The sequence below is a fragment of the Streptomyces sp. URMC 123 genome, from assembly GCF_051386515.1.
Lineage (GTDB): Bacteria > Actinomycetota > Actinomycetes > Streptomycetales > Streptomycetaceae > Streptomyces.
In genome coordinates, this window is sequence record NZ_JBPQTV010000031.1 from 18011 (window position 1) to 33762 (window position 15752).

Sequence of the window (15752 nt, forward strand, 5' to 3'; positions counted from 1 at the left end):
TCACCCGGGAAGTATCGCCTGCCCGGCGCCGGCCCGTTCGGCGCCCGGCCCGTCGTGGGTGGCCTGCTCACCGTGGCCGCCCGGCCCGTCGTGGGGAGCCTGCCCGCCGTGGCCGCCCGGTCCGCCGCGCGCGACCGGCGGACGGGCCGCGTCCGCCCCGGGGATCGCGAAGACCCGCAGGAACACCTGCGACAGCGGGCCGATGCTCAGCGCGTACACGACCGTGCCCACGCCCACCGAGCCGCCCAGCAGGAAGCCGGCCGCCAGCACCGCGACCTCCAGGCCGGTCCGCGCCAGGCGGATCGAGACCCCGGTGCGCCGGTGCAGCCCGGTCATCAGCCCGTCGCGCGGGCCGGGGCCGAAGCGGGCCGAGATGTACAGACCGGTGGCGACCCCGCTGAGCACCACGGACAGAGCCAGCAGCGGCACGCGCGCCGCCAGGGCCGGCACCGTCGGCAGCAGGGCCAGGGTGGCGTCCATGGAGGCGCCCACCAGCACCACGTTCGAGACGGTCCCCAGGCCGGGGCGCTGGCGCAGCGGAATCCACAGCAGCAGCACCGCCGCGCCGACCAGGATCGAGATCGCGCCGATCGACAGCCCGGTGTGCTCCGCGAGGCCCTGGTGGAAGACGTCCCACGGGTCGAGCCCCAGATCGGCGCGGACCATCAGCGCGGCACTGGCCCCGTAGAGCACCAGCCCGCCGTAGAGCTGGAGGAGGCGCCGGGGCAGTCGGCGGGCGGGCTCCGGTGGCACGGGAGTACCCGGCCCGGCGGGTCCGGCGGATTCGACAACGGCGGAGGGGTCGGGTCCGGCGGATTCGGCGGCGGTGGCGGTGGACGGGTGCGGTCCGGCGGGGTCGCCGGACAGGGGACCGGTCGGTGCGGACAAGGTCGTGCCCCCTCGGGGTGGTCGTAGTGGCCTGACTCGTGACACCCTGTGGCCTGTCAGAGGTGATGATCCAGAGCCAATTCCCGAAAGGTGGACCGCTGAAATGGGTCAGTGGACCTCCACGGTCGGTGCCGCGCAGCTCGCCCGGCAACTCGGCAGCCGCCAGGGCCCCTTCCGCGACGGAGCCGCGGGCGGCCGGCGGGTGCCCGCCTATCGATCGCTCGCCGACAGCGTGCGGCTGCTGGTCCTCGAGGGACACGTCCCGGTGGCCGCCCGGCTCCCCGCCGAGCGGGAGCTGGCCGCGGCGCTCGCCGTCAGCCGGACCACCGTCGCCGCCGCCTACGAGGCCCTGCGCGGCGAGGGGTTCCTCGAATCCCGGCGCGGCGCGGGCAGCTGGACGGCGGTCCCCGCGGGCAGCCCGCTGCCGACCCGGGCCCTGCACCCCCTGCCGCCCGAGGCCGCCGGCACCATGATCGACCTCGGCTGCGCCGCCCTGCCGGCCCCCGAGCCCTGGCTGAGCCGCGCCTTCCGCGCCGCCCTCGACGAACTGCCGCCCTACGCTCACACCCACGGCGACTACCCGGCCGGCCTGCCCGTGCTGCGGCAGGCGCTCGCCGACCGCTACACCGCGCGCGGCGTCCCCACCATGCCCGAACAGATCATGGTCACCACGGGGGCGATGGGGGCGGTCGCCGCCATCTGCCGGCTCTTCGCCGGGCGCGGCGAGCGCATCGCCGTCGAGGCGCCCTCCTACGCCAATGTGCTCCAGCTGATGCGGGAGGCCGGCGCCCGGCTGGTCCCGGTCGCCATGGCCGACGGCCTCGCCGGCTGGGACCTCCCCGCCTGGCGGCAGGTGCTGCGGGACGCGGCGCCGCGCATGGCGTACGCGATCGCCGACTTCCACAACCCCACCGGCGCGCTGGCCGACGAGGGCCAGCCCCGGCAGCTCGTGGAGGCCGCCCGCGCCGCGGGCACGGTGCTCGTCGTGGACGAGACCATGGCCGACCTCGTGCTCGACGAGGGCGTCGAGATGCCCCCGCCCGCCTGCGCGTTCGACCCCGCCGGCGGCACGGTCGTCACCATCGGTTCCGCGAGCAAGGCGTTCTGGGCGGGGCTGCGCATGGGCTGGGTCCGCGCCGCGCCCGACGTCATCCGCAGCCTCGTGGCCGCCCGCGCCTACGCCGACCTCGGCTCACCCGTCCTCGAACAGCTCGCCGTCACCTGGCTGTTGGGCGGGGAGGGCTGGGCCGCGGCCGCCGACGTCCGGCGCGACCAGGCCAGGAGCAACCGGGACGCGCTGGTCGCCGCGGTCCGGCGGCACCTGCCCGACTGGGAGTTCGCCGTGCCGCACGGCGGGCTCACGCTGTGGGCCCGCACCGGAGGGCTCTCCGGCTCCCGGATCGCGGAGGCGGGCGAACGGCTGGGGGTGCGGGTGCCCTCGGGGCCGCGGTTCGGCGTGGACGGCGCGTTCGAGGGCTTCGTACGGCTGCCGTTCACGGTCGGCGGGGCGGTCGCCGACACGGCCGCCGCCCGCCTGGCGGCGGCGGCCCGGCTGGTCGAGTCCGGCTCACCGGCGGGCGTGGACACCCCCCGCACGTTCGTGGCCTGACGCCCCCAGGGGCCTGACGCTCCAGGGGTCCGACACCCCCAGGGGCCTGGCCCCCGGGCAGCCGGGCGCTCCTGAGCCGGGCGTCCCCAGGAAGTCGGGCCCCAGCGGGCGGACGCTCTCAGAGGTCGTACGGGACCCGGGTGGCGGTTCTCTCCGGCCTCTCGGGCCCCTCCGGCTCGTCCCAGCCCCCCGGCTCGTCCGGCCGCCCTCTCCCCGATCCGTCCTGTCTCTGTGCCAGCAGGCCCAGCACCGCCTGGCGCTCCGGCTCGCTCGTGCCGTCGTCGTACGGGTCGGGCGTCGCCGGAACCTGGAGGCGGAGGACCGGGCCGTCGCCCAGGCGGGCGTAGCCGCGGCCCGGGGGCACCTCGGGCGGCGGCGTGGTGTGCGGCGGCGCGCCCAGCACGGCGCGGATCTGCGCGGGCGTGGCCGCGCCCAGCACCACCCGGGCCCTGGTGTGCGCCCGCACGGTCTCCGACAGCGCCTCCGCGCCGTCGAACTGCTCGGCCACCACCACCGTGACGTGCACCGAGCGGCCGTGCCGCAGCGGCACCCGGAGCAGCTCCTGCGGATCGGCCCGCTCCTCCGCCGCCGCGAGCTGGCCCAGCACGCTCGGCCGGTCGACGACGATCCACATCGGCCGGCGGACGTCGTCGGGCGCTCCCTGGCCGACCTGACGGGCGCGGTGCGTGGCGATCAGCCGCCGCTCCGTCTCGTGCGACGCCCACTCCAGCGCGGCGAGCGCGCCGCTGAGCCCCGACTCGACGGCCAGGACCCCGGGGCGGCCGGTCAGGAACGCGTACTCGGCGGTCCCGCTGCCGTCGATCACCAGCACCTCGCCGTCCTGCAGGGCCTGGAGGGCGATGGAGCGCAGCAGGGTGGTGGTGCCGGAGCCGCCGTGGCCGAGCGCGAGCAGATGCGGCTCGGTGGAGCGCGGCCCGGTCCGCCAGACCACCGGCGGCACGTCCCGCACGTCGTGCCCGCGACCGTCGTCGAGCCGGGCCGGCGCGTACGGCCCCACAACGACCGGCAGGGTGCGCCGGACCGCCTCCGGGTCGGTGAAGCCCAGCACCGTCTCGCCCGGCGCGGTCACGAACCGCTGCGCCCGGATGTCCGCGGGCAGCGCCTCCAGCACGACCATCTCCAGCTGATTGCTCTCCTCGTCCCAGAGGAACAGATACTCGCGCCCACGCCCGCACTTGGCGGCCAGCAGCTGTTCGACCCGGGCGCGCGCCTCGGGCTCGCCGTCGGTGAAGTAGGGCGGGTAGCGCAGGACGAGCCGGGCGGGCCGACCGCTGTCGTCGAACTCGTAATCGAGGAGCGCGGCCTGCCAGTCGCCGCCGGGCGCGTAGAGCGGGGCCGGGTCCAGGGGGGAGGAGAAGTACGGCACGAGGCCCTCGTACAGCGCCTGGAGCCGCTCCTCGTCGAGGCCGGCCACGCCCCGGCCGAACCCCGTGCGGTCGCGGCCCGCCCAGGCGGCGGCCGCCATCACGGAGACGAGCGCGACCAGTGGCCCGTACGGCACGAGCGCCACCCCCACGACGCACGTCGCGGCCAGGAACAGCGCGGTGCCGCGCCGCTCCTGGGGCGTGGCCGTCCAGCGGCGCCGGCCGGCCCCCAGCAGCCGGGCCAGCCCCCGGCTGACCACGATCAGCGGGTGCAGCACATCGGCGGCGCCGTCGGCGGCGACCCGCACGAACTCGCGGCCGCGGGCGATCGGCGGGCCGGGGTCAAGGACGCTGGGCAGCAGGCGCCGGGCCATGTCGGCCTCCTGGGTCTCGCGGGGCGGGCCCGCGCCGGATTAGAACTTGATCCCGCCCAGCAGGCTGGCCAGGCTCGCGCTGCCCGCCTTGATGCTGGGGGCGATGGCCGTGCCGGCGAGGAAGAAGCCGAAGAGCGCACAGACCACGGCGTGGGACGCCTTCAGCCCGTCCTTGCGGAAGAACAGGAAGACGATGATGGCGAGCAGTACGACGCCCGAGATGGACAGCACCATGAGCTCTCTCCTGGTCGGTCGGACGGTGGGGACGGTCACCGTCGGTACCCCCAGACTCACAGCGCGCATCAAGGTATGAAAGGTGCAAATGGGTGATTGTCATGATATTCACTCGGGTGGTGCAGCCGGTCCGAACCGCTCCGCGGGCCCTCCGTGCCACGGGCTCGCGGCCGGCGCGGGGCCGGCCCGCCGGGACCGGTGGGCCTGCGCTGATCATTGCCGGGCCGGGTCCCGCTCATGTCGCCACCTCGGCAGTACGCTGGCGAATCACTCGTACGGACGCAGCCGACGCTGCCTGGGAAAGGTGGACCATCCGATGACCGCTCCGGACACTCCCGAACCGCGGACGCCGAGCCCTCCCGGACAGGGCGCCGACCCGGACGTCATCGAGCTCGCGACCAGGGTGTTCGAGATGGCGCGCACCGGGGACACGGACTCCCTCGGCGCGTACGTGGACGCCGGCGTCCCGGTCGACCTCATGAACGACCAGGGGCACTCCCTGGTCATGCTGGCCGCCTACCACGGCCACGCCGACACCGTGCGCGCGCTGCTGGCCCGGGGAGCCGACCCGGACCGGGCCAACGACCGGGGCCAGACGCCCCTGGCCGGCGCCGTCTTCAAGGGCGAGGAGGAGGTCGTACGGGCCCTGCTGGACGGAGGAGCGGACCCGGCCGCCGGCACCCCCTCGGCCCTCGACACGGCCCGGATGTTCGGCAAGACGGAGCTGGTGGAGCTCTTCGGCGGCGCGTGACCGGCGGCCGGCGGCGGGCGGCGGCCGACGGGCGGTGAAACTGACCGGCGGCGGGTGAGCGGCCCGGCCCGCCGCCGTCGGCGTCAGCGCACGAAGCGCGCCGGCTTCGTCGCCGCCCGCAGCAGGCCCTCCAGCGGGCCGTGCCGGAAGCGGCGGGACCACAGCGCCGCGAAGGCCGTCGCACCGGCCGCGAACAGGGCCACCACGTACAGCGGCGGCTGCACCCAGCGGTCGATGCCGAACGCCCGGATCGCCACGATGTGTCCGACGTACGCGGTGAGCGACATCGTGCCCACCGCCAGCACCGGGGCGAGCAGCCGGCGGCCCCGGCGCAGCGCGTCGGTCGCCGCCAGCGCCGCCACGATCAGGGTGACGGCGACCCCCATGTTGCCGATCACCTCGAACGGCGTGCCGCTGTGCGGGGAGGCCACGAGCAGCCAGGCCGGGGTGTCCGTGGGGACCACGGACTGCTCGAAGCCGGTCTCCCAGACGCCCGCGCCCCGGCCGAGCCGGCCGCCGGGGACGTGCCCGCCGGACTCGATCGCGGCCCGCGCACCGTCCCACGCGCGCACGATCAGCCAGGAGAGCCCGTAACCGGTCACCGCCAGCGCCGGCCCGGCGACGGCCAGCCGCCGCCGCAGCCGGGCGGCGGTGAGGTCGGCGCGGCCCAGCGCCAGGCCGGTGAGCACGAACGGCATCCAGGTCATGGCCGGATAGGAGCCCGACAGCAGAACGGTCAGCAGCGCGTCGCCGACCGTCGGGCCGAGCGGCACCCACGAGCCCAGGGCCTCCGCCCAGGTGCCGTGCCCGACCAGCGCGCGGGCACCGAAGGACAGCAGCGGCCCGCCGACCGCCCAGACGGCCGCCGCCACCGCCAGGGCCCTCGCCCGCAGCCGCAGGAACGGCAGCGCGAGCAGGAAGTACACCGCGTAGTAGGACAGGATCACGTCCACCGGTGAGCCGTACGCGGCCAGCGCGCCGGCCAGCGCCAGCAGTACGGCGGCCCGCAGCACGATCCGCGCCATGGCCTGCCGCCGCTCCAGGCCGGCCTTGGGCTCGCGCCGGCCGGTCATCAGCGCCAGGGAGAGCCCCGCGAGCGTGGCGAACAGCGCGGAGGCCCGGCCGTGCGACAGCTCCATCGCGGCCCCGACCGGCCCGCCGACGGACGGGTCGGGTCCCACATGGGCGGCGAACATCCCGAACACGGCCAGCGCGCGGGCCAGATCGAGGCCGATGAGCCGGTGGCCCGTGGCCGGCCGGGGCGACGGCCCCCCGGACGGCCCCTCGGGGGAGGGCGTCCCGGCCGGAGGTCTCCGGGGCGACGGCACAGCGGCCGTCCCGGCCCCGGCCGCCCCGGCGACGGTCCCTGTGGCCCCCGTCGGCTCGGGGCGCGGTGCGAGGAGTGACATGGGCACCAAGCATGCACGGCCGTGCGCGCCGAACCAACCGGGGTTCCCCGCGGGCCCGCCGTTTCAGCGCGGCCGGGCGCCGGGCCCGTACGGGGGAGCGCCTGGGCGGCGGTGCGGCGGGGCGCCGGGGCCGTACGGCGGCGGCCGGGGGTGCCGAACCGGTGTCACGCCCCTGTCGGGTCTCCGTTCAGACCGAGAGCGGGACCGGGTGCACCTCCGTCACCGGGTGGCCCGCCCGCGCGTGCACGCGCTTCACCGCCTCCTCCGACGGCGCCTCCGACAGGCAGTACACCGTCCCGGACAGCGGGTCCGCCCACGCCCGCTCGAAGTGCACGCCCTCCTCGCCCTCAAGGGCGAGGTCCGCCTTGTGCGCCGCCTTGAGCTGGTCCTCCGTGATGCCCTGCATACCGTGGTGGACGTCCATGAACTTCGTCATCGGTCCCATCTCCGCCTGGTCTCGACCGGCCTCGGTACACCTCCATCGTGCGCCCGCGCCCACGGCGCCCGCGACCGAGCGGGCCGGGCCCGCGCCCACCCCCGTACGGCCGGCCGTCACCCGATGGGCGGTGGAAGACGCCGGCGCCCCGGAACGGCCGGGACGGGCCGCCCGACCGGCGCCGGCGCGGCAGACGCGGGACGGCCCGGTCCGCCGTTCGCGCGACGCACGGGGCCGGCCGCGCGGGTGCGCCCGGCGGCCCCCCGGGTTTGCATGAGCGACGGATGTGCGACGGATGTGCGATGGATGCGCGACGGGTCCCCACGGCCCGGCGAAGGGAGCGGCGATGAAGCGGGCGGCGATCCGCCAGGGGCCCGGCCGGCGCGGCCCGGTGACGCGGGCCACCGGCGAACGGGCGCGGGCGCGCCGGACGACCGGGCCGGGAGCGCTGTGCGCGGGCCTGCTGGGCGCGCTGCTGGTGGCGCTCCCGCCGACCGCCGCCTCCGCCAGTGCCGCTCCGCCTCCGCCGCCCCCGGGCGCCGACGGCGGGGCGGCTCCCGTGACCGGCGAGCCACTGCCCCCGGCCACGGAACCGGGCGGAGAACCGGCCACGGAACCGGACGTGGAGCCGGGAACCGAAGCCGGCACGGAGCCGGGAACGGAACCCGGGCCGGACGAGGCGCTCACCCCGCCCGCCCCGGAGCCGCTGGGCCGGCCGGCGCCCGGCGGCTGGTCGAAGCCCGTGAAGCACTACGGGGTCACCGTCGCGTACGGCGTCCCGGGCGACTGGCAGGCCGGCCGCCACACGGGCGTCGACTTCGCGGTGCCGGTCGGCACCGCCGTGTACGCGGTGGGCCCGGGAAAAGTCACCCGGGCCGGCTGGGGCGGGGACTACGGGCAGATGGTGATGGTCCGGATGGACGACGGCCACTACGTCGTCTTCGCCCATCTCTCCGAGATCTCCGTCAGGGTCGGGCAGCGCGTACGGGGCGGGGTGCGCGTCGGCTCCTCGGGCAGCACCGGCAAGTCCTCCGGGCCGCATCTGCACTTCGAGGTCCGCAGGACCCAGGAGTACGGGTCGGACGTCGACCCCCTGGCGTATCTGGCGTCCAAGGGCATCCGCGTCTGACCCGGCGCGTCCGACGCGCCCGCCCCGCCGGCCTAGCCGAGCTTGGCCGTCAGCGTGATCGTGGTCCCCGTGAGCGCCTGGCTCACCGGGCAGTTCGCCTTCGCGCCCTCGGCCGCGGCCACGAACCCGGCCTCGTCCAGGCCGGGCACCTCGCCCTCCACCGTGAGGTGGACGCCGGTGATCCCCTTGCCCGGCTGGAAGGTGACCTCCGCCCGGGTGGTCATCCGGGTGGGCGGGGTGCCCGCGTTGGCCAGCGCATGGGACAGGGCCATCGAGAAGCACGCGGAGTGGGCGGCGCCGATCAGCTCCTCCGGGCTGGTCCTGCCGTCGGGTGCTTCCGTGCGTGCGGGCCAGGAGACGGGGTAGCTGCCGATTCCGGAGGAGTCGAGGGAGACGGTGCCGCTCCCCTCCATCAGAGAGCCTTCCCAGACGGTGTGTGCCGTGCGCGTCGCGGTCACAGTGGAATCCTCCTGTAAGGGCATGGTGCCGCCGATGTGATGCCCCTAGCCTGCCACTTCCGGCTCGGGGTGACCGGCTGGACGCGCTACGCCGGACGGGAACCTCTGGCTACGCTGCTCGCGACTCTTTGATCAACGCAACGAAACGACAGCGAAAGCGAGGCGGGTGTGGGAGCCGACTGCGGCAATGGCGCCACCGCGTACGACGAATGGCAGGGGACCGAAGGGTTCGAGGAGTACACCGCCGTGACGACGGTGGTGGAAACCACAGTGGGTGGCCGCCCCGCCCTGCGGATACGGCCGTTGGGGCCGACCCGTGGCACGGTCCTCCATCTGCACGGCGGGGGCTACCGCACCGGGTCCCCGGAGGGCGGCCGCGGGGTCGGCGCCTACCTCGCCGTGAACGCGGGTGTGGAGACGGTGTTACCCGCCTATCGGCTCGCGGAGGAGGCCCCCTTCCCCGCGGCGGTCGACGACGGCCTGGCCTGCTACGCGGAGTTGCTCGGCGAGCCGGGGGCCGACCCCGGCCGGCTGGTGCTGATGGGCGAGTCGGCGGGCGGGGGGCTGGCGCTCGCCACGCTGCTGACGGCCCGGGAGGCGGGCCTGCCCCGGCCCGCCGCCGCGGTCTGTCTCTCGCCGTGGTTCGACCTCACCGCCTCCGGGGACTCGTACGAGCGCTGTGGCACGGCCGACCATCTGATCAGCCGGACGGTGCTCAAGGGGATGGCCGATCTGTACCTGGCCGGCGCCGACCCCCGTACGCCCACGGCCTCGCCGTTGTTCGCCCCGGACGACGCCCTGGCCTGGCTGCCGCCGCTGCTGGTGCAGGCCAGCCGGGACGAGGTGCTCGCCGACGACGCCGTGCGGCTGGCCGAGCGGGTCACGCGGGTGGGCGGCCAGTGCGTGCTGCGGACGTTCTCGGACGCGACGCACTGCTGGCACCACGAGCTGCCCGCGCTGCCGCGGGCGGAGACCGCCCTGAACGAGGTGGTGGAGTTCCTGCTCGAACGGCTCGGCCAGGGAGCGTCGTCGACCGGTGGCCGGTCGACCGGCGGCCGTTCGGGACCCGGAGCCCGAGCCTGAGCCCGAGCCGGAGCCGTCACAGCGGCAGCACGCACGCGGGGGCGGGCGTCTCGAAGGGCCGCCCCACGGGCGTCAGTCCGCCCGTGCCGCGGTGCACCGCGAAGACGGTCACCGTGCCCGACCGCTGGTTCGCCGCGAACAGCCACCGCTCGCGCGGATCGAAGGCGATGTGGCGCGGGAAGTCACCGCCCACCGGCACCGTGCCCAGCAGCCGGAGCCGGGCGCCCGCGGCCTCCACGGCGAAGCAGGCGACGCTGTTGTGGCCGCGGTTGGCCAGGTAGAGGAACCGGCCGTCCGCCGTCGTCAGCAGGTGGGAGGGGTAGTTGCGGACCGGCCCGGACGAGCCGGTGGGCTGGGGCCTGCCGGGGGTGAGGACGCCCTCGGCGGGGTCGTAGCGGCACACCACCACCGTGTCGTCGAGTTCATTGGCCACATAGGCGAACCGCCCCGACGGGTGGAAGGCGAGCTGGCGCGGCCCGGCCCCGGGACGCAGCGCGGACCGGGAGCGTTCGGTGAGGGTGCCGCGCCGGGGGTCGAGCCGGTAGCCGTAGACCGTGTCGGTGCCGAGGTCGACGGCGAGCACATGCCGGCCGTCCGGCGCGGTGACCACCTGGTGGGCGTGCGGGCCGCTCTGCCCCGGGCCGGGCGCCGGGCTGGTGTGGGTGACCAGGTCGCTGCGCGGCCCGAGACCGCCGTCGGCCAGCACGGGGTGCACCGTCACGCTGCCCGAGCGGTAGTTGGCGCTCAGCAGATGGCGGCCCTCGGGGTGGACCGACAGATGGCAGGGGCCGCCGTCCGCCGGTCTGCTGCCCAGCACTCTCGGCTCCCAGCCGCCCGCGTCGAGCGCGATGGCGGTCACGGCGCCGCGCCGGCGCTCATTGACGGTGTAGAGGGTGCGGCCGGTGGGGGAGAGGGCCAGATACGAGGGGTCGGCCACGCCGTCGAGCGCCCCGGTCCCCACGATCCGGCCGCTGTCCGGGTCGTAGCCGGCGAGGCCCAGGCCGGGGGCGCCGCCGCTGCCGGAGGTGTAGGCGCCGAGGAACAGCCTGCGCAGCGGCGCCCGGCCGTCCGGGGCGCCGCCCCCGGGGCCCGGCCCGGGGCGCGCGGCTCCCTCGCCGGCCCCCCTGGCCTCCCCCGGGCGGGCGGCGGTGGCGCCCGCCCCGGCGGCCCCGGCGGCGAGCAGGGTGAGCAGACGGCGGCGGCCGATTCCTGAAGCGCTGCCCATGGCGGTCCCTCCGGTCCCGGGCGCCCGTGCGCGCCCGCTCGTCGTTGCGTCTCGTCGTCGCTCGCATCCGGTACGGCCGATACGTCCCGTATGTCGTTCGGCTCCGGCCAGAGCCACGGTAGGGCGCTCGGCGGAGCGAGCGCTCGAACGACATCGGCCCGTTCGGCGCGGGCGGCGCGGCGCGGCGGGTCGCCGAACCGCCGGGAGGGGAACAGCGCAGTGGCCTGCTCACCCGCTGGGAGGGGAACAGTGCAGCGGCCTGTCACCCGCTGGGAGGCGCGAACCGCACGGTGATCCGCTCATAGCCGAGGGAGCGGATCAGGTTCTCCAGCATCGTCCGCGTGTTCCGCTCGGCGCGGTCCGTCAGATCGCTCTCCCGCGCCGCCTCCTCGATGTGCCGCACCGCCAGCCGGTGCACCTCGCGCTCGTCGTTGGGGTTGTCGGAGAACACATCGCCGAGCCGGTCGAGCAGGCCCCGCTCCTTGGCCACGGCGTACGACCGGTCCGCGTCGAGCGCCGCCCTGCCCAGCCGGGCGCGGGGCAGGGTGACGGTGGCGCTCTTCCGGTCCTCCGTCACGGTCACCGCGTCCTCGCCCAGCCCGCCGAGGTCGACATGGGCGCCGACGGTGCCCGCGCCCACGAAGAGCGTCCGGCTGCCGCGCACCGCGTCGGGCAGGAACTTCGCGTCCTTGTCCAGGTCGACCACCACCTGGAAGTTCCCCGAGGCGGCCTCGTAGCGGCTCATGTCCTGGATGGACTCCAGCAGCGCGGGACCGGTGCGGTCCTCGGTGCGGGTGCCGAACGGATCGAGGGCATCGGGCAACAGGCGCAACCACGCGACGAGCAGCAGCAGTCCGAGGACGACGGCCATCAGGGCCAGCGCGGCCGGCAGGGCGACCCACCAGGTCACCCGGCGGCGTTCACGGTGTGCGGACGGCATGGCGCACCTCCCGGCGGCGGGACTTCGGCGACGCGGCCCGAGGGCCTTTCACGGCTCATGTCCTCCCCGTTCTTCCCCCGTGCCGCCCGGTTCACGACCGCCGTGCGGGAGCGGGCAAACCGGGCGTGTGCGGATGCGCCGGGCAACGCGCCCCTGGTGCCTCCGTGATGCAATTCACACCCACCGCACCCCTCGGGGCGCTCCCGATGCCCCGGTGAATCGTTTCCGGCCAACTTCCTTGCCGTATCCGGACTTTATCGGGCCATGCGGCCGACCCTTTTTCGCGCTGCGATGAAGATCCGGAGCGCAGAGTGACGCCCCGGCCGAAGCGTGGAATGCGTTCATCGGCAATCCCCCATTCCGGGTTCTTGTGGCGGCGAATTGAATGTGATTTCTTTTGCCCGTCCCGCCGATCGACCAAGGGCGGGCATCATCCGCCGGAGCGCCGAATCCTGCCGCCGGTGGGGGGTGACCACACCAATGCTCATGGCAGGAGCGGGGGAACCAGGTAGGCGCCGCACCGTGTGGCCACGGGCGGCTTGGGGTGAAGACGCGCGACGGCGACGCCGTATCGAGCGACCGGGCGACTCCGGCCCGAACCCGACAGCTCACCTCGCAGGCGTAGGAGAGGAAAGATCGCCCATGCCTGCACGTGGACGTCATCGCCGGTACAAGCCCAGCCGCATATCGCGTGCCTCCCTCACGGCCGCCGCCGGCGGGGCCGGCATCGCCCTTCCGCTCATCGGGGTCTCCCAGGCCGACGCCGCCTCGGTGGACACCTGGGACAAGGTCGCCGAGTGCGAATCCACCGGCAACTGGAACATCAACACCGGCAACGGCTATTACGGCGGCCTCCAGTTCACCCAGAGCACCTGGAAGGCCTTCGGCGGCACCGCGTACGCGCCGCGCGCCGACCAGGCCAGCAAGGACGAGCAGATCGCCGTCGCCGAGAAGGTGCTCAAGGGCCAGGGGCCGGGTGCCTGGCCGGTCTGCTCCGGCAAGGCGGGCCTCGCCCGCGGCGGCGCGGCGCCCCGCACGGCCCCCGCCCCGCAGGAGCGCCGGCAGGCCGCCGCCCCCCAGGAGCGCCGGACGGCGCAGCAGCCGAAGGCCGAGCGGAAGGCGGAGCCCCGGCGGAGCGCGCCCCAGCAGGAGCGGGGGCCCGCCACCTCTCCGGCGCCGGCGCCCACCGACACCGCGCGGAGCACCTTCTACACCGTCGTCACCGGCGACACCCTGTCCACGATCTCGCAGGACCAGGGCGTGGCGGGCGGCTGGGAGCGGCTCTACGAGACCAACCGCCGGGTCATAGGGGACGACCCCGACCTGATCATGCCCGGTCAGCGGCTGGCGCTCGGCCACGAGGGCAGCCACGCCACCCCGCCCAAGGCCGGCTCGCCGGACCGGCGGGCGCAGGCCGCCCCGCAAACCCGTCCCCAGGCGCCCGTCGCCCGCAAGAAGGCCGAGCGGCCCGCCGCCCAGCACAAGGCGAAGCCCGCCGGTTCCGTCGCGTCCCGGTCCACCGGCTTCACCGCGCCGGTCCGGGTGGGCCCCAGCACTCCCTACCGGGCCGCCGGCGGCAGTTGGGCCAGCGGCTACCACACCGGTGTGGACTTCTCCGTCTCCACCGGCACCTCGGTCAAGGCCATCACCTCGGGCCAGGTCGTCTCCGCCGGCTGGGGCGGGGCGTACGGCTACGAGGTGGTGATCCGGCACGCCGACGGCAAGTACAGCCAGTACGCCCACCTGTCGGCGCTCTCCGTCTCCGCCGGGCAGTCGGTCTCGGTCGGCCAGCAGATCGGCCGCTCCGGTTCCACCGGCAACAGCACCGGCCCGCACCTGCACTTCGAGGTGCGCACCGGCCCCTCGTACGGCTCGGACATCGACCCCATCGCCTACCTGCGCTCGCACGGCGTCAGCGTCTGACGGGACCGGTCCCCGGCCGGCTCGGGCGGTCACGGCCGACTCGCGTCGGGGCGTTCGGCCCGGCGCTGCCACCAGTGGCGGCGCCGGGGGTGGACGGCCCGGCCGAGCCGGCGGCCGAGCAGCAGATAACCCAGGAGCGCCCCGGCGGTGTTGAGGATGACATCGTCGATGTCGAAGGCCCGGCCGGTCACCAGCGCGCCCTGGATCAGCTCCACCAGCGTCATCACCACGGCCGTCACCAGCGCGACCCGCAGCAGTCCGCGGGCCCGGGGGAACAGCACCGGCAGCAGCAGCCCGAAGGGCACGCCGAGCGCCACATTGCCGCCGATCTGCTTCACGGTGTCCCGGAAGCCCGGCTGGGACAGATAGTCGCGCAGGGAGTCGCCGGGGCGCAGATTGCTGTGCGTCAGCGGCTCCGAGGCCGCCGAGGGCACCAGCGTGAGCCGGGCCAGCGCGATGGCGAACGCCACCATCGCGACGAAGGCCACGGCCATCACCAGCACCCGCACCCAGGTGGGCGCCGGTGCCCGGCGCGCGGCACCGCGCCGGCCGGCCGGTTCGCCGGGCGGGTCGGGGCGGCCGGTGCCGTCCGCCGGGCCCTTCTCGTACGCGCTCTCGCGCCGGTCGTACGGGATGTCGCGGCGCACGGGTCACCCCCACCTGTGATCACCGGTCTCGGCCGGCCTTCGCGGCCTGCGGGCCGGTTACCCGCGGTGGGTCACCGTATGCGCGCCGCCTACCAGCGGTACCAGCGGCCTCCTCCGCCGCCGGGCCGCACCAGGAAGCCGAGCAGCCACAGCACCAGCACGGCGATCGCGATCCACCAGAGGGCCTCCACCGCGAAACCCGCTCCGAAGAGGATCAGGATCAGCAGCAGGACGAGCAGTAGCGGGACCATTGTCATCAGCCTCCGATCGGGCCTATGCCCTGCGGAGTCAATTTTATGCGCGCTTTATTCCGGTTGTATCGCCGTAAAATGGGTTGATCGGAGATCCGGCAGGCGGATCGCGAAGGAGGCCGGCCATGAGCGCGAACAAGAAGGCCAGGGCCAAGGGGCAGCAGATCAAGGGAAAGGCCAAGGAGGCCGCGGGGCGGGCCACCGGCAAGGACCGGCTGACCGCCGAGGGCCGTGCCGAACAGGCGAAGGGCGATGCCCGCGAGGCCGTGGAGAAGGCCAAGGACACCTTCCGGCGCTGAACCGCCGGGGCCCCGCGGGGCCCCGGCGGCGAACCGGCGGCCGAGCCGCCGGCGCCGGAACGGTGGTCACCGGCCCGGGTCCCCGCAGGTGGCGGGGGCCCGGACCCGTTTCCCGCCCGCTCGGGATGCCGTCGGCGGGCGGACATGGGCCAATAGGGGGTACGAGGAGGCGCGGGTGCGGCGGCGTACGCACCGGCCAGGCGCGGGCGCGAGGAGGCTGGGGCCATGACCACGGGGAAACGACTGCTCAAGGCCCTGCCGCCGGAACACCGGGACCGCCTGATGGAGCTGGCCCAGGACGTCGCCTTCCCCCAGGACACCCGGATCTTCGAGGAACAGGGCACGGCGGACCGGTTCTGGGTGATCCGCACCGGCGCCGTCACCCTCGATCTGTCCCTCCCCGGCCGCCGCCGGGCCACCGTCGAGACCCTCGGCACCGGCGATCTGCTCGGCTGGTCCTGGATGTTCCCGCCCTACGAGTGGGGCTTCGGGGCGGAGGCGCTGAGCCTTGTCCGCGCCTACGAGTTCGACGGCGCCCGCACCCGGGCCCTGTGCGAGGAGAACCCGGCGCTCGGCTTCGCCCTGATGCGCGCGGTGGCCGAGGTCCTGGCCCACCGGCTGCAGACCGCCCGCGGCAAGCTGCTCGATCTCTACGCTCCGCACACGTCCGGCTCCCTCTGATCCGCTGCGCACGCCCCCCGCTCCCCCCGC

At 75.4% G+C, this 15752-nt stretch carries 17 protein-coding genes and 1 riboswitch; of the genes, 7 read left to right on the forward strand and 10 right to left on the reverse strand.

Features of this window, described 5'->3' with window-relative positions; translation table 11 throughout:
• Positions 1-753 (reverse strand): YczE/YyaS/YitT family protein, encoded by a 753-nt coding sequence (locus tag ACSNOD_RS06820; protein ID WP_436765838.1) that lies wholly within the window; start codon positions 751-753, stop codon positions 1-3.
• 238 nt (positions 754-991) lie between these two features.
• Between ACSNOD_RS06820 and ACSNOD_RS06825 the strand changes: the two genes are divergently transcribed.
• The gene (locus tag ACSNOD_RS06825) at positions 992-2497 is read left to right on the forward strand and encodes a PLP-dependent aminotransferase family protein (protein WP_436765839.1); all 1506 of its coding nucleotides are present in this window, start codon (positions 992-994) and stop codon (positions 2495-2497) included.
• Positions 2498-2615: 118 nt separating this feature from the next.
• Here the strand turns inward: ACSNOD_RS06825 and ACSNOD_RS06830 are convergent, their stop codons facing one another.
• Positions 2616-4256 carry a hypothetical protein gene (locus ACSNOD_RS06830; RefSeq protein WP_436765840.1) on the reverse strand — a complete coding sequence of 547 codons (1641 nt, stop codon included), beginning with the start codon at positions 4254-4256 and terminating at the stop codon, positions 2616-2618.
• Positions 4257-4295: 39 nt separating this feature from the next.
• Entirely contained in the window at positions 4296-4490 is a 195-nt protein-coding gene (locus ACSNOD_RS06835; RefSeq protein WP_436765841.1) for a hypothetical protein, read from the reverse strand.
• 316 nt (positions 4491-4806) lie between these two features.
• Here ACSNOD_RS06835 and ACSNOD_RS06840 point away from each other — a divergent pair, with 316 nt between their 5' ends.
• A complete protein-coding gene (locus ACSNOD_RS06840) occupies positions 4807-5241 on the forward strand; it encodes an ankyrin repeat domain-containing protein (protein WP_436765842.1) in 435 nt (144 codons plus the stop codon).
• 83 nt (positions 5242-5324) lie between these two features.
• Here ACSNOD_RS06840 and ACSNOD_RS06845 read toward each other — a convergent pair whose 3' ends face one another.
• Together ACSNOD_RS06845 and ACSNOD_RS06850 are read right to left on the reverse strand one after the other, a co-directional pair.
• A complete protein-coding gene (locus ACSNOD_RS06845) occupies positions 5325-6650 on the reverse strand; it encodes a DUF418 domain-containing protein (RefSeq protein ID WP_436765843.1) in 1326 nt (441 codons plus the stop codon).
• A 187-nt stretch (positions 6651-6837) separates the two neighbouring features.
• On the reverse strand, positions 6838-7086 hold the full coding sequence (locus ACSNOD_RS06850; protein WP_436765844.1) for an SCO4226 family nickel-binding protein: 249 nt from the start codon (positions 7084-7086) through the stop codon (positions 6838-6840).
• Positions 7087-7432: 346 nt separating this feature from the next.
• On the opposite strand from ACSNOD_RS06850, the gene ACSNOD_RS06855 reads away from it, so the two are divergent.
• Positions 7433-8215, forward strand: a complete 783-nt coding sequence (locus ACSNOD_RS06855) for a peptidoglycan DD-metalloendopeptidase family protein (RefSeq protein WP_436765845.1) — start codon at positions 7433-7435, stop codon at positions 8213-8215.
• A gap of 32 nt (positions 8216-8247) precedes the next feature.
• Here ACSNOD_RS06855 and ACSNOD_RS06860 read toward each other — a convergent pair whose 3' ends face one another.
• A complete protein-coding gene (locus ACSNOD_RS06860) occupies positions 8248-8673 on the reverse strand; it encodes an OsmC family protein (protein ID WP_436765846.1) in 426 nt (141 codons plus the stop codon).
• A 168-nt stretch (positions 8674-8841) separates the two neighbouring features.
• On the opposite strand from ACSNOD_RS06860, the gene ACSNOD_RS06865 reads away from it, so the two are divergent.
• On the forward strand, positions 8842-9756 hold the full coding sequence (locus tag ACSNOD_RS06865) for an alpha/beta hydrolase (RefSeq protein WP_436765847.1): 915 nt from the start codon (positions 8842-8844) through the stop codon (positions 9754-9756).
• 16 nt (positions 9757-9772) lie between these two features.
• Here ACSNOD_RS06865 and ACSNOD_RS06870 read toward each other — a convergent pair whose 3' ends face one another.
• Complete coding sequence (locus ACSNOD_RS06870; protein WP_436765848.1) at positions 9773-10981, reverse strand: lactonase family protein; 1209 nt, start codon at positions 10979-10981, stop codon at positions 9773-9775.
• Between the two features lie 262 nt (positions 10982-11243).
• Complete coding sequence (locus tag ACSNOD_RS06875) at positions 11244-11921, reverse strand: DUF4230 domain-containing protein (RefSeq protein ID WP_436765849.1); 678 nt, start codon at positions 11919-11921, stop codon at positions 11244-11246.
• Positions 11922-12392: 471 nt separating this feature from the next.
• A riboswitch (cyclic di-AMP (ydaO/yuaA leader) is annotated at positions 12393-12558 on the forward strand.
• Positions 12559-12563: 5 nt separating this feature from the next.
• Between ACSNOD_RS06875 and ACSNOD_RS06880 the strand changes: the two genes are divergently transcribed.
• Positions 12564-13844: a transglycosylase family protein gene (locus tag ACSNOD_RS06880; RefSeq protein WP_436765850.1), complete on the forward strand. Its 1281-nt coding sequence runs from the start codon at positions 12564-12566 to the stop codon at positions 13842-13844.
• Between the two features lie 29 nt (positions 13845-13873).
• On the opposite strand, the gene ACSNOD_RS06885 is transcribed toward ACSNOD_RS06880, so the two are convergent.
• Positions 13874-14491: a VanZ family protein gene (locus ACSNOD_RS06885; RefSeq protein ID WP_436765851.1), complete on the reverse strand. Its 618-nt coding sequence runs from the start codon at positions 14489-14491 to the stop codon at positions 13874-13876.
• Between the two features lie 89 nt (positions 14492-14580).
• Positions 14581-14742: a hydrophobic protein gene (locus ACSNOD_RS06890; protein WP_436765852.1), complete on the reverse strand. Its 162-nt coding sequence runs from the start codon at positions 14740-14742 to the stop codon at positions 14581-14583.
• Between the two features lie 125 nt (positions 14743-14867).
• Between ACSNOD_RS06890 and ACSNOD_RS06895 the strand changes: the two genes are divergently transcribed.
• Positions 14868-15041 (forward strand): CsbD family protein, encoded by a 174-nt coding sequence (locus tag ACSNOD_RS06895; RefSeq protein WP_436765853.1) that lies wholly within the window; start codon positions 14868-14870, stop codon positions 15039-15041.
• Between the two features lie 225 nt (positions 15042-15266).
• Positions 15267-15722: a cyclic nucleotide-binding domain-containing protein gene (locus tag ACSNOD_RS06900; RefSeq protein ID WP_436765854.1), complete on the forward strand. Its 456-nt coding sequence runs from the start codon at positions 15267-15269 to the stop codon at positions 15720-15722.
• The last annotated feature ends 30 nt before the right edge of the window (positions 15723-15752 follow it).